We start from the raw sequence: 18,749 nt of genomic DNA on the forward strand, positions 1-18,749 counted from the left end.
GATTATCAACAAAGATATACTATTTTCCACTTCGGATGTTCCTGTGATTAACTCGAAAACGCATGGTATTTCTACACATCTGGATGGCGCGAAACCGTCAAATTGGAAATGCGGAACTTCGAGTGAGGATTTAACCGTAACCTTATCATTTGAGATTTGCCGTCAACAGGGGCGCAAAGTAGTACCTCCGAAACCCCTGCATCGACCTTTCTTTGGGTTAGTTCCCCCCACGAAGGCACAAATCGCCCCATGCAGCTTCTTTGGAGAACGGACTCACACTTTCAACTTTATTTGGCGAAGCTGAGTCGAGATCAAATTTAACGATCATTGCCATAGCTTCATTAGCAAAGCCTGGGGATATGAAAATATCAATCTGGTCGCCTTGCCGCCGGTACTCAACTGATCGCCTATCCTCTTTAATGATCAAACGTCGTAGGCGAGCTGAACGAACTGCAGGTACATGGTTATCGCCGGATGGGTCACCAAGTAATGCTCGGGGACGCCCAAATCCAGTCGGTTTTCGAGCATCTGATCAATCACGAGATCCGGTTGTTCGGCAAGAATGCTCCCGATCGGGAACTGCTCGTGACGCGACCACTGGTCGCCCCAAGTATTGGTCACCACGGTACGTGAAAAATTCTCCGCCAGATAGGCCGTGTTCCATCCAGCAAACGAGTCAGCCAGGAGATACAGACGAGGGCCGCGCTGGTCGGGACGCTGGAATGCCTGGGCCACGCCACGTTTTGCCATGCGCTTCAGCTGAGGCGTGTGCGGTGCGCGAAAACGCGCGGCGAAGCCGCCCGCTGGCTGGGGATAGGGCGTGACCTCTTCGCCAGGCAACCCCATCAAGCGCATGAGATTGCTTTCCCGCGGTGTTTCCTTCCGGATCCAGTCCTCGCCTGGCATGCTGAACCACTTGGGATAACGCTCAGCCAGTGCTGCATACGCCTCGAACGCTCCGACATAGCTCCAGTGGCTGTCATGCTTATAGTAAAGAGCGTCGCCCCACTCCGCTTTTGCTTCGCGCAGCGCCGGCGTGAAATCGAACAAGTCCAGACTGGAACCCGAGCGCACCAACTCAGCCTGCAGCAACTCCCGTCTGCTTTGACCGGGCGCAGACGGCTTTAGCCACCCTGGTAGTTTTTCGGGATAGATTGTCTGCTTGGTCGGGGCGACGAGCACCAAGTAGTCGATACCCTTCTCCGCCAGCCAGTCGCGCCGTTCTTCCAGGATGATGCGCAGGCGGCGGATCTGGTAGGGCTTGCGCACGAGGCGCCCCTCGACCTCTTGGATGTCCGCCGGCATGCGGTGGAACAGCCAGCCATTCCTGCCGACAAGGACGCTTTCAACCGGCGAAGTCGCGAAGACGTGATAGCGGATCCACGCATTCAACCCTAGCAGAGTTCCGCGGTTGGGCAGATGGTCGCCGAGGAAGTCGTCGACGCGGCGGGGCCACTTCACGTAGTCCTCGAGGGAGGACACCTGGGCGGGAAACTCCGCCAGACGGCGGTTTTCGTAGCTTTCACCTTTCGCTCCCACGAGTCCTGTTGCGGCCAACAGCGGCCACAGGATCAGGAGGGCAAGGAGCGCGAGGAAAACGGCAGCGAGTGTCTTGGGTAGGATCTTGTCCATTGGCCTAGAAGCGGAAATAGATGAACGCCTTGTGCGAATACGAACTGATCAACGCCAGGCTATATGTCACGTCCCGGCCGATTATTTGGCCTTCGATGAAACAGCTCCGGTTTTGAAGCGTACCAGTGCTGAAGCGCTTGAGCCGGAGTCTGGGCGTTCAGTGCCTTCTGCGGCAAGTGGTGGTTGTAGAGCGTGACATAGCGGTGCAGGGTCTGCTCCAGGTCCTCGCTGGACCTGAAGTGGTGCGTGCGCAGCAGGTCCGCGATGCGCCCGTTGAAGCGCTCGACCATGCCATTGGTCTGCGGGTGGCGCGGGGGCGTCAGACGGTGCTCGATGCCCAGTTCCTGGCACAGGCGATCGAACTCATGCGTCCCGGTCGGGGCCCGCGCCCGGCTCCCGAACAGCCGGTCCGTGAACTCGGTGCCGTTGTCGGTGAGCAGGCGCGTGATGCGCACCGGGCAGGCCGTGGCCAGGGCACTGAGGAAGGCGCGCGCCGAGCGCGCGCTCTTGTCGGCTTTCAGGGCCACGTAAACCCAGCGGGTGGCCCGATCGATGGCCACGAACAGGAACCGGCGCCGGTCCTCGTCGGCCATCTGCGGCAGGTACTTCACGTCGACGTGCACAAAGCCGGGCACGTAGGTCTTGAAGGTCTTGCTGACCGCTTTGTCCGGCGCCGGGCGCAGGGCGCGCAGGTTGCCCACGCCGTGGCGGCGCAGGCAGCGGTCCAGCCCGGAGCGGGACACGTCCGGACACAGGAACTCGCGCGTCACCGCCAGCAGGTCGTCCAGCGGCAGCAGCAGGGCCCGGCGCAGGTAGACCACGATCGCCTCCTGGCCGGGGGTCAACGTCGTTTGCAGGCGGTGCGCGGTGTGCGGCCGGTCGTAGACATCCGGGCGCCGCTTCCATTTGTAGATCGTCGGCTCGGTGACGCCAAAGCGGCGGGCCAGCACCGCCACCGGCTCATCACTGGCCGCGATCTGCGCCCGCACGTGGGGCGTGGTGCGGGCTTGTTTGTGCAGTGCAATCAGCATGCGGACACCTCCCGATCAACCGCTTTCCCGTCCCCTGCCAGCTCCCGGAACACCTCGCGCGCCAGCAGCAGCGGGGACCGAGACGGAACTATATGATGATCCGGGATGGAACAGCTATACAGGGTTGAAAGGATCAGGACGCCGTACCTCACAGCGGCAGCCTTCACTTGCCGAATCTGATCAGCCCACGACGACCGTTCCGGCCACACAGCGACGATAGCGCCGAGCAGCAGCACGCACACGACATAGGGGTTGAACAACGCTGCAACGCCAGAGAACGCAGGCGCTTCCGCGAACCCGGCCATGGTTTTGAGCAAGACCATGGCCGATGGCAGATCGTCCGCGCGGAAGAAGACCCATCCGAGCAACGCCACACCAGCGACGTAGATGTGTGCCAGCGGCGCCCAGGCACGGCTCAGCCATCCGGCGAAGCCGACTCGCTCGACGACCAGGAATAGACCATGTATCAAGCCCCAGATCAGGAAATTCCAACTCGCGCCGTGCCAGAAGCCGGTTAGCACAAAGATCGCGAGCAGATTGACATAAGTTCTCGCAAGCCCGAGCCGGTTGCCTCCCAGAGGAATGTAGACGTAATCACGGAACCAGCGTGACAGTGTCATGTGCCAGCGCCGCCAGAATTCCTGGATGCTGCGGGCTCGGTAAGGCTGGTTGAAGTTCTCGGGAAAATCAAATCCCAGCGCCCGGCCGATACCAATGGCCATGTCTGAGTAGCCTGAGAAATCGAAAAAGATCTGCAATGCAAAGCAGATCACGCCGAGCCACGCCAGGCCAAAGCTCAACTCACTGGGTGGCAGCGCGAAGATGCGATCGACCGGAACAGCCAGGCTATCGGCAATGATGACTTTCTTGGCGAGGCCTATTGTGAACAGTTCGACACCGCTGAGCACGCGCTGCCAGTCGCTGCGCCGTGCGCGTATCTGCTCGGCAATCTCCTCGTAGCGCACGATCGGCCCGGCTACCAATTGCGGGAACAGGCTGATGTAGAGCATCACGTCGGAAAATTTCCCCGCCGGGGAGGAATGCCTCCGGTAAATGTCCACCACATAGGTGATGGCCTGGAAGATGAAAAAGGAGATGCCCAGCGGCAGTGGCAAATGCGGTTCAGGCCAAGGCTGCAAGCCGAGGGCTGGCGCCAGGCGGTTCAGGTTGTGGACAATGAAGTCAAGGTACTTGAATGCCACCAGCACGGAGACGTTGAGCGCCACCGCGGTTGCGAGGTAGCGAAATCGATAGGGCGAGTCGCCACCAACCAGTCGACCAAACAGGTAGTTGACCCATGCCACTGCCACCATGAGCAGTACCAGCACCGGCTCTCCCCAGGCATAGAAGATCAGGCTAGCGACGAGCAGGACAAGATTCTTGCGCGGCAGCAGCGCATAGGCCAGCGCGAACAGCGGCAGGAAGACCAACAGGAAGATGGGGGTGCTGAAAACCATGGTCAGTCCAAGGAGGGCGTCATCGCACGCTCAGCATGCATAACCGTAATGCGCCAGATCGAGGCCCGTGAGCGCGGCGAGGCTAGCATTGTCGGCCCGGTAGTAGTCGTCCAGCCAAACAGCAGTCTCCGCTGACATCGGCTGCATCGGCGCATCGACGCGGGCGATCAGGCGCATGACACAGCCGTGGATGCCCGCCTCTTCGAGCGCCTCCGAAGGCACAACGGGCACACCTCGCAGGCGCGCGCCGAGATGCTGCATGCCCTTGATCACGCGCTGGTAGCGGATACCCAGCCTGCCCGGCGAACGGTTTTCGACCGGCAGCGGCGGACAGGCCGGCGTGCCCCCGAAACGGCGGATGGCGGCGAAGTCCTCCAGCCGCGAATAGAAGTCCGTCGGCTCCCGCGCCAGCATCTCCATCGGCAGCACCAGCACCCGCTCGCGGCCAAACAGCGCCGCATAGGTCTCGACCAGCCGGGCGTAGCGGTACTGGCGCAGGGGGAAATCGTTGTAACACCCGTAATAGCTGGAATAGGAACGGCACCATTCGATCCAGTCCGCGAAACCAAGCGAGGTCAGCCGGCGCGTGTAGATCCACTGATGCCCCGAAAACAGGGCGCGCTTCTGTTCGCGTACGGTAATCAGGATCGAACACTCGACGCCCTCGCAGAGCGTCGCCAGCCGTCGCGCCGTCAGGCTGCGATCGGCTGCCGACGCCTGGGACAGCCCCTCCTCCGAGAGCACTGCGAGCTGCTCGTTTCCCAAGCGCGGCCTTATGCCACGGTCGAAGCGCTGGCGAGCGAGCGCCGAGTCGAATTCCAGCTCATCCTGTTTCCACAGGCTGTCGATGAGTTCAGCCGTGGCGAGCGAGCCTTGGTAACCGAATGCTTCATCGTAGAAGGGCTTGCCGAGGTAGCGGATGTCCGGGTGGGCCGGGAAGGCGCCGAACTGCAGGCTGGTCGTGGCCGACTTGGGCACGCCGATGTGCACCAGCAGGCGCGACCTACTCATTCTCGCCACCTTGAAAACAGATGTCCTGCCGCATCGCCGTATCGTCCTCAGGTGCGCCAGTAGGCACCGGTCCAGTCGATGGTGTGGATCGGGTTGTCGATCCCATGCGCACTGCGAAAGTCCTCGACCGCACGACGGCAGGCGGGAATGGCGCCGTAGTCGTCGATAATAACGAAACCGCCCGGCGCCATCCGGTGATAAAGGTTGTCGAGGATGTCCATCGTCGATTGGTAAAGGTCGCCGTCGGCACGCAGGATCGCCAGCTGGCGCGGCTCCGGCACCTTCAGGCTGTCCTCGAACCAACCGGGCATGAAGGCCACGCGGTCGTCGAGCAGGCCGAAACGCGCGAAATGTTCCTGCACGACGTCGAGGCCCACCGAGAGCATCGGGTCGAGATGAAAATTAAGGTTCTCGTCCTGCTCCAACTGCGGCGGCGGCAGCCCCTGGAAACTGTCAGCAACATAGACCTTGCGTGCGGGATCGCCCCATAGGTCGAGCAGCGCACGCATGAAGATCGACGCCCCGCCCCGCCAGGCTCCCGCCTCCAGGAAGTCGCCCGGGATCTCCTCGCGCAATACTGTCTCGACCATCGTCTGCAGGCTGTCCAGGCGGGCACGCCCGATCATGGTGTAGGGAAAACCGAACATGCGCTCGCGGTAGTTGTGCTGTCCGTCGGGATCGTCGCGCAACGCTGCGATCTTATCCGCCTGGTAGCGGTGGATATTGATGACCTCGTCCAGGTTGTAGGGCTGACTGGTATCCATGCAATAAAGCAGATAGGAGATGCGCAGGCCGTTCTCCGCCCCGAACTCGTTGAGCAGGATGCGCTTAAGCATGTCTATATGGCGCACATACAGTAAGTTTTTACTCATGTTTCCCATTGCATTTAACTCTTAACCATAGCTGAACCGTATTGCACCAAACCCTCTGCGGTATTGCCCACAAATCTAACCTCTCCATCATCAATCCAGACAACACGATCACACAGTTCTTTTATTACATTGGTCTGATGCGAGACAAGCACCACGGTTTTTTCGGATCTGATCAGCTTTTTCATTTCACCCAATGACTTAACTCTGAACTCTTCATCACCTACTCCAAGAACTTCGTCAACTAAGAGAACATCTGGGTCAGTCTGAATTGCAGTTGCAAAACTGATCCTCGACCTCATGCCAGAAGAATAGACCCTAAGAGGTTGATCAATAAAATCGCCTATACCCGCAAATTCAATTATCGAATCCATGCGAGCTTCAATGTCTCTCTTGTGCATACCCATCAGCATGCCGCTTAGTATGACGTTTTCACGCCCAGTGAGATGAGGAACAAACCCAACACCAAGCGCCAGCAATGAAACACTTACTTCATAGTTGGCAATCTTCCCAGCGTCCGGATCTACAATGCCTGCAATCATACGCAGGAGGCTGCTTTTTCCCGCTCCATTCCTGCCGATCAGGCCAACTGTTTCACCTTTATAAACATCGAATGACACATTTTTGAGTGGGAAATATTTTTTCCATTTTATAAACCCAGACCGAATGGGATAAGAAATAGAAACATTCTCAACGGAAATTACTGGCTCGCTGCTTACCATTAGAACCTTGCCTTTCCGTACTTTTTATCCCATCGACGCAAAACAAAAAATCCAAGAATTAAAACAAGAACAGAAAATAATAAAACTTCCACGAGCTTAGCAATATCGGGGGGTGCATTTAAAAGCAAAACACCTCGATAAGCAGAAATGATTATCGCCATAGGATTAAGCATCACAAACCATTTCACGGGCTCCTGAACCGCCGAAATATCAAAGAACACACCGGAAATGAAAAACAAAAACATCATCCCATTTTCCACGGCAACCCTAAGGTCGGGAACAAATGGAATGAGAGCACTCAAAAGCAATGCCAGCGAAAATGTCAGGATAGCCTGCAAAAAAAACAGAGGGATTGCCCATAGCCATGTGACGCTTGGGTTTGACTTAAAAAACACAATGAAAAAGCAAAAAAATAGGAATACCGGAACGAACTTAAGGGCGGCGGTAATTACCGCAGAGAGTGGAAATATGTATTTTGGCACATAAACTTGCTGCAAAAGAACAGCGTTTGCCATGAGTGCATAACTGCCGCCTTTGACTCCTGCATCGAAAAGCTTCCAGACGATAACGCCACAAAGAAAAGCCGGTACAAAACTCAGATCGCCGCGATCTAAAACTAAAACAAACAATATATAAAATGCGGCCAAATAAAGAAGTGGCTCAATAAACCACCAAGCAATGCCCAGATAAGATCTGGATGACTCTGCCTTCAGGTCAGCATAAACTTTAAAAACAACTAGGCTCAGTTGTTTTTGGAGGCCAAAGTTAACTTTCATGGAAAAACCTCTGCCTCCATGAAGCTTGATCCCTGCTGATCTTTTCCTGAAATAATCGGTCGGATATTTTTTGGCCACTTAATATTGAGTGCTTCGTCGCTCCAGATGATAATTCGCTCGGATGAGGGGGAATAATAATCTGTTGTTTTGTAGAGAAAATCAGCACCCTCAGACAACACGACGAAGCCATGGGCAAAGCCCTCGGGAACCCAAAGCTGGCGCTTGTTTTCAGCAGAGAGGATTTCACCCACCCATTGGCCGAAAGTTTTGCTGCTTTTGCGCAGGTCAACCGCCACATCGAAAACCTCGCCCTGCACCACACGCACCAGCTTGCCCTGGGGCTGTTGGATTTGATAATGCAAGCCGCGCAGCACATTCTTCGCGCTGCGGCTGTGGTTGTCTTGCACGAACTGCACGGGTTTGCCGATGGCGGCTTCAAATTGCGCCTGGTTGAAGCTTTCAAAAAAGAAACCGCGTTCGTCACCGAACACTTTGGGTTCGATGAGGAATACATCGGGGATAGCGAGCGGGGTGGCCTTCATCAGAACACGTTTTCCTTGAGAATTCTCAGCAGATACTGGCCGTAGCCGTTCTTGGTCAGAGGCTTCGCCAGCGCCTCGAGTTGCCCGGCATCGATCCAACCCTGGCGAAAGGCGATTTCTTCCGGGCAGGCCACCTTGAGTCCCTGGCGGTTTTCCAGGGTGGCAATGAACTGGCTGGCATCGAGCAGGGATTCGTGAGTTCCCGTATCCAGCCAGGCGTAGCCACGGCCCATGATCTCCACGCTGAGTTGGCCCTGCTCCAGATACAGCCGGTTGAGGTCGGTGATTTCCAGTTCGCCACGCGGCGAGGGCCTGAGGGTCTTGGCCAAATCAACCACCGCCGTGTCGTAAAAATAGAGCCCGGTGACGGCATAGTTGGATTTTGGCTGCTTGGGCTTTTCTTCCAGGGACAGCACCTTGCCTTGGGCATCGAATTCCGCCACGCCGTAACGTTCCGGATCATGCACATGGTAGGCAAACACACTGGCGCCCTTGGTGCGGGCCATGCCGTTGGTCAGCAGGTGGTGGAAATCATGGCCGTAAAAGATGTTATCGCCCAGCACCAGCGCGGCGGGGTGGTTGCCGATGAACGTCTCGCCAATCAGGAAGGCTTGCGCCAGGCCATCCGGGCTGGGTTGGACGGCGTATTGCAGGTTCAGCCCCCACTGGCTGCCATCACCCAGCAGCTGCTGGAAGCGCGGCGTGTCTTGCGGGGTGCTGATGATGAGGATGTCGCGCATGCCCGCCAGCATAAGTGTGCTGAGCGGGTAGTAGATCATGGGTTTGTCGAAGACCGGGAGTAACTGCTTGCTGATGGCCAGCGTGGCCGGGTGCAGACGGGAGCCAGAACCGCCGGCAAGGATGATGCCTTTGCGGGTCATGCGGCCACCTCTTCACCGTAATGCTGGCTCACCCGCTCGCGGTTGGCGCCACCTTGCACGCGCTGCGCCCGCTCGCGGTGGCCCAGGTGCCACTGCACCGTCTTGCGTGTGCCGGCCTCGAAGGTTTCGGCGGGGCGCCGGCTGAGTTCGCGCTCGATCTCGCGTGCGTCGATGGTGTGGCGCTGGCCGTGAGCGGGGCGGTCCGTCGCGGGGGTGATTTGCGTTTTATGGCTGCTTCCGTAGACCTCGTCGGTGCTGACACGCAGGCGGAAGGCGGCTTTCGCGGGCTCGGGCAGGCCGCGCGCTCCCCGTCCGCGCTGCACGAAGACGTGGCACGCATCGCCCTGCTGGCTGGCGAGGGTTTCCCGCTTGCCGGCGCAAGTGCGTTCGCCGAGATTGACGAGGGGTTCATCCAACTGGGCCAGCCAGTCGAGCACAAAATTGCTTCCGCTGAAGCCGGCACCGCCGGTGGCCAGAATCGCCATGTGTCAAAGTTTCCTGAAAATCGCAGCTGCAACCAGTCCAAGGTTTCCGAGGACTGTCTGACGGTAAAGACCGCTGCGTTTGAGATGGATAAGACGAGGGATCAGGCTTATTTCGCGGGCTCTAGCGAAACGCTCCAGTATTTCCCGATTTTCCGGGGTAAGACGATGGCTCAAGGCACGCAAGGCCGCGATGTTGCCGTCGTTCCACGCACGAAAGCGGCCCTGCCAGAACATTCGGATGCGCTTGAAGCGAGCAGGCCATGTCGCATTCATTCCGACCAGGTTGCCATCGTGCTGGCGATAACGAAGCGTGGGTTCGCTGTCGTAAAAAACCTTGCCACCACACCCGGTGACCGCCATGTACGCCCACCAGTCGTGGGTGATGACAGGAAGGTTTTTACCCGCTTCGCGCAGGAGGTTCCGCGTGGCATTGTTGAAAACCATGGTGTTTCCACCCCCGATGCTTTGCATCAGGGCATTGGCAAAGCTGGGTGGCTTGCTGAAAAGTGGGGACAAGCCGATTTCGTTGTTATTGGCGTCCACCAAGCGGGTGCGTGAACAATACAAAGCGGGGATATTCTCTGGAATGGTTTCAAGCCACTGCACCGCGCGCGCGAGCTTGTTTGGCTCCCAGATGTCGTCCTGGTCTGAGTAGGCGTAGTAATCCGCTTCGATGCCAGCCCTGCAGGTCAGGGAAAGAAAATTGGCCGAAAAGCCCTCGGCAGGGCCAAAATGAACCGAGAGACGGCCTGTTGGCCATTTCTGCCGATACTCCTTGAGTATGGTATGGGTGTCGTCCAGGGATCCGTCATCGGAGGCCCAGACCTCCCAGTTGGCGTGAGTTTGGGCAACGAAGGAATCCAATTGCTCTGCCAGGTAATGCTGGCCGTGGTACGTGCAAAGCAGAATAGCCACCTTGGGCTGGGCCATGTTGACGCCAGCCAGAACATCTGATTTAGACATGGCTACCGCGCCCACGAAAGCTCTTTCGTGGTCAATAGGGCTTTCCAAGAAGTCGACCTTTACTGTGTCGCAAGCAGCAACCCGACTCATCAACCCAAATCCACCAGCGTCACCTGCTTGAGTGCGCTGATCTTGCCGAAGCACCGGCGATAGACCTCGGCATGCGGCCAGTCGTCGGCGCGCCTGTCGAAGCGACCGAACAACCGCATGATGGCCTTGTGGCCGGCGGCCTTGATCCAGCCGAACAGCCGCGCCAGCGCGCCGTCCATGCGCACCGTTTCAGCGTGTACGAAGCGGCAGACGCGGCAGCCGATGGAGGCGATGGAGGCGATGAACTGCGAGATCAGTTGTAGCGGCGCACAGCCCCGGTCGGGCTTCGGCTCGGCTAACCCGCAGCCCGCCCCGTCCCGGAACCCCACGCTGTCGTGCATCCGCTTGAACGGCGCCTGACCGCCCCATGCCGTGATCTCGCGGTGGCTGAAGCTGACCGCAAACCCTTTCCCTTGTAGCGCCGAGCCGGCCATGACCATAAGCTATCCAACTGATCCACAATACCTTTCTCTAACGGCATCCATCGGATACCCATCCACCCGCTCCGAGGCGATGGCCCATAGCTTGCCTCAAAATCACGAAAATCGGCTAATGGATATCTGGCGGCCTGTCGGGTTTTGGCCGCCCGGTTGGATCGGTACTAACGGAGCCAAGGCGCATGAAGCGCCTTCGACAGGTGGGCCGAGATACCGACTATTTGCTGCCGCCGGCGGTGCGAGACTGGCTGCCGGGGTCGCACTCGGCGCGCTACGTGGTGGATGTCAGCGACCAAGTGGACCTTTCGGAGCTTCCGGACGCGCACATGCCAATCGAAGCGCGCGCACAGGAGCGCTTCGCGAGAGAGCAAGCCGCATATCGGGCCTGGATGAATGCGGCATTCTCACGGCTGGGGCCGTGGGAGACCCGACCTCGGGCCGAATGCACGAGCTGGAAGATTCGCGGCCGGGGCGCCGCTCCCACAGGGGCGCCGCCCACCGGGGGCGCCCCTGTGGGAGGCCCGCCCTCGGGCCGATGGGTGGGTCCGGCATTCGGACCCCTCCCTCCCGCACCGCCCCGAATTGCCGACGGTAGGCCATTGGCCTACTCTTCTCCGATGATTTTCGAATGGGATGAAACCAAAAGCGAGGCGTGCTTTCACGAGCGCGGGTTCGACTTCGCCTATGCGGCACGGGCGTTTTTCGATCCAGATCGTCTCGTTCAGGCAGATGCCAGGCATAGCTATGGCGAGGAGCGTTACCGGTTGATGGACAAGATTGAACAGCGCCTTTTTGTGGTGGTCCACACCCCGCGTCATGAGGCGATGCGCATCATCTCCGCGCGTAAAGCCAACCAACGAGAGCTCAGGCAATATGAAAACCGTACGCGTGAAGATTGACCCTGCTGTCCCTGCCTCGCTGGCAAGAGGACGCATCGACCCTGCGCGCCTCGACGCCACCACCGAGAAGGATATTGCTGCGCAGCAAGCTGCCGATGAAGCCGAGGCCATGTTGGATGCGGCCCGGTTCGTGCGCCGGGTTCGCAAGCGTCTCGGCTTGAGCCAGGCGGAGTTTGCCGAGTGTGTCAATGTCCCGATCGACACGATCCGCGACTGGGAACAGGGCAAGCGCTACCCTACCGGCGCTGCGAAAGCGCTGCTCAAGGTGCTGGACAAGGCGCCTGAAGCGGCGCTGGCGGCACTTGGTTGAAACTCGCACGACGGCACGGCAAGAGCGGTGCGGGCGGATTTTTTGTTCGGGCGGTGATGTTTGGCGCCGGCGGTGGTCGCGGGAGGCAGCCGGGCAAGTGGGTTTCGCCGGTGCCGGTCGGCTCGGGTCCGAAGTTGACGGAGATGGTGAGGACGCGCGGTTTTTTTGTTGTAAGGTGGCCATCGGGCGCGTTGGGCGTGCCGGTGTCGGGGCGATGCGGGCACGTCAGCGCCCGTGCAGCCAGGCGTCAGCCGCCGATTTCTTCTTCGATGATGCGGCGGATATCGTCGGCCGGGATGTCGGACTGCTCGGTCTTTGAGTAGATCGTCACGAGCAATCGACCGCTTGCGGTCTGGACGTAGTAGATCACCCGATAGCCGCCGCTGGTGCCGCACTGCGCGTCGCTGTTGGGCAAGCGGACCTTGTGGGCGGATAGCCAATGCCCTGCACCTGATCGCCCGGCGTAGCGCCGCTCTGGAGTTCATCCAGCAGCGGCTGCAGATCGGACTGGATGCGACGGTACTTCTTGCGGAGGCGTTTGAGCTGGCGCAGAAAGGCAGCGGAGTAGTTCAGCGCGACCGGCGTCGGCTCAGTCGGCATTCACGCGATCCCACAGCGTGTCGATGGGATAGACGCGCCCGGCCTTCATGTCGCGCAATCCCTCACGCAGGCTCTCCTCGGCCGTCGGCCACGGCTCGTCTTCCTCGATGCCTTCGCGAAACGAATGCACCAGGCGCAGCAGCAGCGGCCGGTAGCGCTCCGGCGTCAGCTCGACTTCAGCGTGCAGTTGCTTCGTCAGTTCGGTGATGTCGGTTGTCATGACGGGTTCCTTGCAAAGTTTTCAGTTTAGCCGGCTGGGGCTGGCTGCGGCGAGCGGTGAGTCGTTGGGCTTCCTGCGTCAGCCCAACGGCTCTAACGCGTACGGGAGCGCCAGTATCCAGGTTGTCGAGCTTGGTGTGCGACGGCAAAGATGATGATCCCGTCCTGATCCGGCCGATAGAAAAGGGAAAAGGGAAAGCCCTTGACGATGACCCGGCGCGTGCCGGCCTCCGCGGGCGAACCGGCAAGCGGAAAAGCCAGTGCGCGGGCCGCCGCTTCCTGCACGGCTGCGGCGAATCGGGCGCCGGAGCCGGCTGCGGCCTGTTCGTAGTAGCCGACTTCAGCAAGAAATTCCCGGCGTGCGTCTGCAATGAAGCGGGCGCGATTCACTTGACGATGTGCTTGGCTTCCGCAAACACGTCTTCCGCCGGGTAGGTTCCGCTTTCTCCGCGATCATAGGCGGCGACACGGTCGCGGATCTCCCGCTGCCAAGCCGCCTCGATCTCTGACGCAGGCGAGTCTTGCAGCGACTGCAGCATGGTCTCTGCCAGGCGTGCACGGTCCGGCGCAGGCAGCTTGCGCGCCTGCTGTTCGATCTCGGCAAGAGAAATGGACACGGGTTCGTTCTCCGACAGTCTCGCCACCGGTCGTAGTCTATGCCGCCGTCAGCGCGGCTAGAAGTCGTTGATCGCGGCGGGGGCGCCGCTTACGGTGGGTGTGCCTGTAGGAGGACCGCCCCCGGGCCGATGGGTGGGCGTGGCAGCCGGCTTGGCCCTGGCGGGGCGTTGATCACGGCGGGGGCGCCGCTCCAGGGATGCTGCTCCCGCAGGGGGCGCGCGCTCGCTGGGCTGGCTACCTCATAATCCGAACGGGTCTTTTGGAGGATCGCCGGATGGGATTGCCCAAACGGGACGAGGAACGTCATACCTATGGCGAGTACCGCCGCTGGCCGGAGGCGACCCGTTACGAACTGATCGACGGTATCGCTTACGCCATGGCGCCGGCGGCGTCGCGCCGGCATCAGGAGGTATTGCTCGAGCTTGCGCGCCAGGTGGCCAATGCGCTGGCAGGCCAGCCATGCCGGGCCTTCATCGCGCCCTTCGACGTGCGCCTGCCGCGCGCCGACGAGGCAGACGACGCGGTCGACACCGTGGTGCAGCCGGACCTGTCGGTGGTCTGCGACCCTGGCAAGCTGGACGAGCGCGGCTGCCGCGGCGCCCCGGACTGGGTGGTGGAAGTGCTCTCACCGGCCACCGCCGGGCACGATCACATCGTCAAGCGCGCGGTCTACGAACGCGCCGGCGTGCGCGAGTACTGGCTGGTGCATCCGGTGGACCGGATCGTGACCGTTTACCGCCTGGACGCGGGCCGCTTCGGCGTGCCCGAGGTGCGCGAACTGACCGGCCGCCAGGCGGTCGGCGCGCTGCCCCAGGTCGAGATCGACTGGGAGCCTGTCGCCGCCATCACGGCCGCCTGAGGCCGGACCGTGTCGTCGTTCGCTGCCGGGTCGCCGGTCCACGGTACTGTTCTGGTCACGGGCGCCGCGGGCTTCATCGGCCGGGCGCTGGTCGAGCGCTTGCTGGCCGAGGGTGTGCCGACGCTGGCGGCGGTGCGCCGCCCCCCGCCGCAGTCGGCAAGTGGTCGTCCGCCGACCGGGGGGCAGATGGTCGCGGTCGGCGACATCGGGCCGCACACGGACTGGCGCGGTCCCCTGGCAGGCGTGGACTGCGTGGTGCATCTGGCCGCGCGCGTGCATGTGATGCACGAGCAGGCGGCCGATCCGCTGGCCGAGTTCCGCCGGGTGAATGTGGACGGCACGCTGGCGCTGGCGCGTCAGGCGGTCGCCGCGGGCGTGCGGCGTTTCATCTTCGTCAGCTCGATCAAGGTCAATGGTGAGGGCACCGCACCGGGCCGGCCCTTTGCGGCCGATGACGTGCCCGAACCAGCCGACGCCTACGGTATCTCGAAGCTGGAGGCCGAGCGCAGCTTGCTTGCCGTGGCGGCCGAGACGGGCATGCAGATTGTGATCATTCGGCCGGTGCTGGTTTACGGGCCTGGAGTGAAGGCCAACTTTCGCAGCATGATGGCCTGGCTGAGCAAGGGCGTCCCGCTGCCGCTGGGTGCGATCGACAATCGGCGCAGCCTGGTCGCGCTCGACAACCTGGTGGATCTGATCGTGACCTGCATGAATCACCCGGCCGCTGCTAGCCAGGTGTTCCTGGTCAGCGATGGCGAGGACCTGTCCACCACCGAACTGCTGCGCCGCATGGGGACCGCCCTTGGCAGGCCGGCACGTTTGCTGCCGGTGCCGGCGGCCTGGCTCGACGGCGCGGCGCGCCTGCTCGGCAAGGGCGCGGTCGCGCAGCGGCTGTGTGGGTCGTTGCAGGTGGATATCGAAAAGACCCGCCGCCTGCTCGGCTGGACCCCGCCGGTGACGGTCGATGAGGCGCTGCGCGAGACGGCCCGGCATTTTTTGGCGCAGCGCTGACATGGCGCACTGGCTGCTGTTGCCGGTCGTGGCCGGTCTGTCGTTGGTCCTGACCGACGGCTTGCGTCGTTATGCGCTGGCGCGCAGCCTCATGGACATTCCCAATGCGCGCAGCTCGCACAGCGTGCCGACGCCGCGGGGTGGTGGGGTGGCGATCGTGGCGAGTTTTCTGCTGGCGCTGCCGTGGCTGGCGGTGGCCGGTCTTGCGAGTTGGCATCTGGTCTGGGCCTTGCTGGGCGCGGGAATGGGGGTCGCCCTGCTCGGCTTTCTGGACGATCACGGGCATGTCGCGGCCCGTTGGCGCTTGCTCGGGCATTTCGCCGCCGCCGGATGGGCGCTGTTCTGGTTGGGCGGCTTGCCGCCGGTGATGGTGCTTGGCCATACGCTGGATCTGGGCTGGGCTGGGCATGGGCTGGCGGTGGTGTATCTGGTGTGGCTGCTGAACCTCTACAACTTCATGGACGGCATCGACGGCCTCGCCGGTGTCGAGGCCATCTGCGTGTGCCTGGGCGCTGCGGCGCTGTATGCGCTGCCGGGAATGGCCGGCGGCCCGGCCGTCGACGTCTGGCTGGCGCTGTTGCTGGCCTGTGCGGTGGCGGGTTTTCTGGCCTGGAACTTTCCGCCGGCGCGGATATTCATGGGCGATGCCGGCAGTGGCTTTCTGGGCATCACGCTCGGTATTTTGTCGCTGCAGGCGGCCTGGGCCGCGCCGCAGTTGCTGTGGAGCTGGGTGATCCTGCTCGGGGTGTTCGTGGTGGATGCCACGTTTACGCTGCTGCGCCGGCTGCTGCGCGGGGACAAGGTGCATCAGGCGCATCGCAGCCATGCTTACCAGCATGCCGCCCGTCGATTCGGGCGGCATTTGCCGGTTACCCTGACGGTGGCGGCAATCAACCTGGGCTGGCTGCTGCCGATTGCGCTTGGCGTGGCCAGCGGCGGCGTGGAGGGTGGGGTCGGGTTGTTGGTGGCCTATGCGCCATTGCTGGCGCTGGCGATCAAGTTTCGGGCGGGACAGCCGGAATCCCGGGGTTCGGACTGCTAGCTGCGCCGGGACGCGCGGCCAAAATTGGGGGGCTACGGAATGAGCCATCGAAAAACTGTAGCGGCGCCCCCGCCGCGAATCCAATGCGCGACCGCTGCGGCCTGATGATTCGGCCCGAGGGCGGGCCTCCCACCGGAATTTTCAAGGAGCCCGGCTGTGCCGGGCGATCATCGCGCTGTAGTAGCGCAGCTTCGCTGCGCGATGGCCTTGTCATCGCGACCTATCGGTTCAACGACAACCCATCGTTGGCCGCCGCGCAGGCCGTTCATCGCCCGGCACAGCCGGGCTCCACAAGGCTTTTCCGTGGAGCGGCCACCGCGAAATCCAATCGGGGAACCACCTGTAGAACCGGTTGAATGTTCGAATGAAATTTTTGCTCAGCCAGGGATGCAGGTAACGGATGAAACTCAGCAGAAATACCGTGCTGGTGCTGTTGCATGACGCGCTAGTGGCGGTGCTTGCGTGGCTGGGGGCGTATGCGATCCGCTTCAACCTGACGTTACCCACCGCCTACGTCGATGACGCGCTGTCCACTCTGTCCTGGGTGGTGCCGCTGCAGGTGCTGATTTTCTGGCGCTTCGGTTTGTATCGGGGGCTGTGGCGGTTCGCGAGTCTGCCGGATCTGAAACGCATCCTGCGGGCGGTCGGACTGGCAGCGGTGCTGGTGCCGGCGATTCTGATCCTTGGCCGAATTGGAGCGCTGGTGCCGCGCTCGGTGCTGGTGCTAGACCCCTTGCTGCTTGTCACGCTGATGAGCGGCAGCCGGCTTTTGTACCGGTTATGGAAAGAGCACCGGCTGTCCCTGTCAGGCGGTGACGCAGTGCCCGTGCTGGTCGCAGGCGCCGGCACTGCCGCCGACATGTTGCTGCGCGAATTGCGTCGCGTCGGCGCATCCTGGCATGTGGTCGGTCTGCTTGACGACAATCCGAGCCTGCAAGGAAGGCACTTGCAGGGCGTGCCGGTGTTGGGCGCACTGGACGAGCTGGTCGCGTGGGCCGACAAGTTGGGCGTGCGCAACGTGATCCTGGCCCTACCAGCGGCGCCGCATGCCGTGCGCCGCCGGCTCGGCGAGGCGTGTGTCAATGCCGGGCTTGCCGTGCAGACGGTACCGGGACTGGACGATCTGATGCACGGCCGGGTGGCGGTGGGCGCGCTGCGCGCGCTCGAACTCGACGACTTGCTGGGCCGCGATCCGGTGCAACTGGACGATTCCGGGCTGGCCGCCTGGCTGGGTCCGCGCTGCGTGCTGGTGACCGGCGCCGGTGGATCCATCGGCTCTGAACTGGCGCGGCAGATCGCGCGCTTTCGGCCGCGGCGTCTGGTGTTGCTGGAACAGTCCGAGTACGCGCTGTACCAACTGCGCCAGGAATTCGAGGCGCGCTATGTCGGCATCGAGTTGGCCTGGGTGATCGGCGACGTCAAGGACGGCGTGCTGATGGAGCGGGTGTTGCAGCAACATCGTCCGGCGCTGGTGTTCCACGCCGCTGCCTACAAGCACGTGCCGCTGATGGAGGAAAACCCGCTCGAAGCGCTCAGGAACAACGTGCTGGGCACCTGGACCTTCGGCCGCGCCGCGGTGGCGGCGGGAGTGGAGAAATTCGTGCTGGTATCGACCGACAAGGCGGTCGAGCCGACTTCCGTGATGGGGGCGTCCAAGCGTCTGGCGGAATTGGTCGGGCAGTCGCTGCAGCGACCGGGCGGCACGCGCTTCGTGGCGGTGCGCTTCGGCAATGTGCTGGGGTCGTCCGGCAGCGTGGTGCCGCGCTTTCGGGCGCAGATCGAGTCCGGTGGCCCGATCACGGTGACCCACCCGGAGGTGACGCGTTACTTCATGTCCATTCCGGAGGCCGCGCAGTTGGTGCTGCAGGCGGGCCTGATGGGCGAAGGCGGCGAGATTTTTCTGCTCGACATGGGCGATCCGGTGAAGATCGTCGACCTGGCGCGGCTCATGCTGCGTCTGGCCGGGCGCAACGAGGCGGAAATCCCCATCGTGTATACCGGCCTGCGGCCTGGCGAGAAGCTGTTCGAGGATCTGCACTCGCCGCGGGCGGGGGTGAGCGGCACGCCGCACCCGAAACTGTGGCGCGTTTCCGAGCCGACCCTGGACGGCGAGCAGGTGGCGCGTCTGCTGCTCGACCTGAAGGCCAGGGTGCAGGCCGGCGACGCGGCTGGCGCGCGCGACTGGGCCTTGGCGCTGGCGAACGGTTCGGCACGGACAGCGGCGGATCCGACTCCGCCGGCCTGGCGCGGGGTGTCTCCGGCGTCGTAATGTCAGTGCATGGAGCCTGGGCGACA

General features: G+C 61.7%; 22 protein-coding genes and 1 pseudogene. 7 read left to right on the forward strand and 16 right to left on the reverse strand.

Annotated elements, in window-relative coordinates; all coding sequences use genetic code 11:
- Nucleotides 1-423 precede the first annotated feature (423 nt).
- The 12 genes from PG2T_RS06155 to PG2T_RS06200 form a co-directional block, all read right to left on the reverse strand.
- A complete protein-coding gene (locus tag PG2T_RS06155; RefSeq protein WP_068803496.1) occupies nucleotides 424-1,632 on the reverse strand; it encodes an alginate O-acetyltransferase AlgX-related protein in 1,209 nt (402 codons plus the stop codon).
- Nucleotides 1,633-1,691: 59 nt separating this feature from the next.
- On the reverse strand, nucleotides 1,692-2,663 hold the full coding sequence (locus tag PG2T_RS06160) for an IS481 family transposase (protein ID WP_068803498.1): 972 nt from the start codon (nucleotides 2,661-2,663) through the stop codon (nucleotides 1,692-1,694).
- On the reverse strand, nucleotides 2,657-4,120 hold the full coding sequence (locus PG2T_RS06165) for an MBOAT family O-acyltransferase (protein WP_068803500.1): 1,464 nt from the start codon (nucleotides 4,118-4,120) through the stop codon (nucleotides 2,657-2,659). The genes PG2T_RS06160 and PG2T_RS06165 overlap by 7 nt, the downstream gene beginning before the upstream one ends.
- Before the next feature lie 30 nt (nucleotides 4,121-4,150).
- Nucleotides 4,151-5,131, reverse strand: coding sequence for a hypothetical protein (locus tag PG2T_RS06170; protein ID WP_068803502.1), 981 nt, complete (start codon nucleotides 5,129-5,131; stop codon nucleotides 4,151-4,153).
- Between the two features lie 47 nt (nucleotides 5,132-5,178).
- Complete coding sequence (locus tag PG2T_RS06175; RefSeq protein WP_236953304.1) at nucleotides 5,179-6,003, reverse strand: TylF/MycF/NovP-related O-methyltransferase; 825 nt, start codon at nucleotides 6,001-6,003, stop codon at nucleotides 5,179-5,181.
- 14 nt (nucleotides 6,004-6,017) lie between these two features.
- On the reverse strand, nucleotides 6,018-6,722 hold the full coding sequence (locus PG2T_RS15460; protein ID WP_075968148.1) for an ABC transporter ATP-binding protein: 705 nt from the start codon (nucleotides 6,720-6,722) through the stop codon (nucleotides 6,018-6,020).
- A complete protein-coding gene (locus tag PG2T_RS15465) occupies nucleotides 6,722-7,498 on the reverse strand; it encodes an ABC transporter permease (RefSeq protein ID WP_075968149.1) in 777 nt (258 codons plus the stop codon). The genes PG2T_RS15460 and PG2T_RS15465 overlap by 1 nt, the downstream gene beginning before the upstream one ends.
- A complete protein-coding gene (rfbC, locus tag PG2T_RS06180) occupies nucleotides 7,495-8,040 on the reverse strand; it encodes a dTDP-4-dehydrorhamnose 3,5-epimerase (protein ID WP_068803504.1) in 546 nt (181 codons plus the stop codon). Before rfbC ends, PG2T_RS15465 begins: the two co-directional genes overlap by 4 nt.
- Nucleotides 8,040-8,921, reverse strand: a complete 882-nt coding sequence (gene rfbA, locus PG2T_RS06185) for a glucose-1-phosphate thymidylyltransferase RfbA (RefSeq protein WP_068803506.1) — start codon at nucleotides 8,919-8,921, stop codon at nucleotides 8,040-8,042. Before rfbA ends, rfbC begins: the two co-directional genes overlap by 1 nt.
- Entirely contained in the window at nucleotides 8,918-9,406 is a 489-nt protein-coding gene (locus PG2T_RS06190) for a Rossmann-fold NAD(P)-binding domain-containing protein (RefSeq protein ID WP_068803508.1), read from the reverse strand. The genes rfbA and PG2T_RS06190 overlap by 4 nt, the downstream gene beginning before the upstream one ends.
- Nucleotides 9,407-9,409: 3 nt before the next feature.
- On the reverse strand, nucleotides 9,410-10,369 hold the full coding sequence (locus PG2T_RS06195; RefSeq protein ID WP_068807861.1) for a glycosyltransferase family 2 protein: 960 nt from the start codon (nucleotides 10,367-10,369) through the stop codon (nucleotides 9,410-9,412).
- 89 nt (nucleotides 10,370-10,458) lie between these two features.
- Entirely contained in the window at nucleotides 10,459-10,899 is a 441-nt protein-coding gene (locus PG2T_RS06200) for a hypothetical protein (RefSeq protein WP_068803510.1), read from the reverse strand.
- Nucleotides 10,900-11,078: 179 nt separating this feature from the next.
- On the opposite strand from PG2T_RS06200, the pseudogene PG2T_RS16980 reads away from it, so the two are divergent.
- The 3 genes and pseudogenes from PG2T_RS16980 to PG2T_RS06210 all read left to right on the forward strand — a co-directional run.
- Nucleotides 11,079-11,222: pseudogene (locus PG2T_RS16980) on the forward strand (IS5/IS1182 family transposase); the annotation flags it as partial.
- 291 nt (nucleotides 11,223-11,513) lie between these two features.
- On the forward strand, nucleotides 11,514-11,795 hold the full coding sequence (locus tag PG2T_RS06205) for a BrnT family toxin (RefSeq protein WP_068803512.1): 282 nt from the start codon (nucleotides 11,514-11,516) through the stop codon (nucleotides 11,793-11,795).
- Nucleotides 11,770-12,105 (forward strand): helix-turn-helix domain-containing protein, encoded by a 336-nt coding sequence (locus tag PG2T_RS06210; protein ID WP_068803514.1) that lies wholly within the window; start codon nucleotides 11,770-11,772, stop codon nucleotides 12,103-12,105. Before PG2T_RS06205 ends, PG2T_RS06210 begins: the two co-directional genes overlap by 26 nt.
- Nucleotides 12,106-12,352: 247 nt before the next feature.
- Here PG2T_RS06210 and PG2T_RS16415 read toward each other — a convergent pair whose 3' ends face one another.
- The 4 genes from PG2T_RS16415 to PG2T_RS06230 form a co-directional block, all read right to left on the reverse strand.
- On the reverse strand, nucleotides 12,353-12,520 hold the full coding sequence (locus PG2T_RS16415; protein WP_202816444.1) for a hypothetical protein: 168 nt from the start codon (nucleotides 12,518-12,520) through the stop codon (nucleotides 12,353-12,355).
- A 174-nt stretch (nucleotides 12,521-12,694) separates the two neighbouring features.
- Nucleotides 12,695-12,925 (reverse strand): hypothetical protein, encoded by a 231-nt coding sequence (locus PG2T_RS06220; RefSeq protein ID WP_068803516.1) that lies wholly within the window; start codon nucleotides 12,923-12,925, stop codon nucleotides 12,695-12,697.
- A gap of 92 nt (nucleotides 12,926-13,017) precedes the next feature.
- Nucleotides 13,018-13,314, reverse strand: a complete 297-nt coding sequence (locus tag PG2T_RS06225) for a type II toxin-antitoxin system RelE/ParE family toxin (RefSeq protein ID WP_068803518.1) — start codon at nucleotides 13,312-13,314, stop codon at nucleotides 13,018-13,020.
- Entirely contained in the window at nucleotides 13,311-13,541 is a 231-nt protein-coding gene (locus PG2T_RS06230; protein ID WP_068803520.1) for an addiction module protein, read from the reverse strand. Before PG2T_RS06230 ends, PG2T_RS06225 begins: the two co-directional genes overlap by 4 nt.
- 275 nt (nucleotides 13,542-13,816) lie before the next feature.
- Between PG2T_RS06230 and PG2T_RS06235 the strand changes: the two genes are divergently transcribed.
- From PG2T_RS06235 to PG2T_RS06250, 4 genes are all read left to right on the forward strand, one after another.
- Entirely contained in the window at nucleotides 13,817-14,401 is a 585-nt protein-coding gene (locus tag PG2T_RS06235) for a Uma2 family endonuclease (RefSeq protein WP_068803521.1), read from the forward strand.
- 9 nt (nucleotides 14,402-14,410) lie between these two features.
- Complete coding sequence (locus PG2T_RS06240; protein ID WP_068803522.1) at nucleotides 14,411-15,412, forward strand: UDP-glucose 4-epimerase family protein; 1,002 nt, start codon at nucleotides 14,411-14,413, stop codon at nucleotides 15,410-15,412.
- A 1-nt stretch (nucleotide 15,413) separates the two neighbouring features.
- Nucleotides 15,414-16,454 carry an MraY family glycosyltransferase gene (locus PG2T_RS06245; RefSeq protein WP_068803523.1) on the forward strand — a complete coding sequence of 347 codons (1,041 nt, stop codon included), beginning with the start codon at nucleotides 15,414-15,416 and terminating at the stop codon, nucleotides 16,452-16,454.
- A 400-nt stretch (nucleotides 16,455-16,854) separates the two neighbouring features.
- Nucleotides 16,855-18,723, forward strand: a complete 1,869-nt coding sequence (locus PG2T_RS06250) for a polysaccharide biosynthesis protein (protein ID WP_083214804.1) — start codon at nucleotides 16,855-16,857, stop codon at nucleotides 18,721-18,723.
- The last annotated feature ends 26 nt before the right edge of the window (nucleotides 18,724-18,749 follow it).

Source organism: Immundisolibacter cernigliae (assembly GCF_001697225.1).
In the GTDB taxonomy this organism is placed as follows: Bacteria; Pseudomonadota; Gammaproteobacteria; order Immundisolibacterales; family Immundisolibacteraceae; genus Immundisolibacter; species Immundisolibacter cernigliae.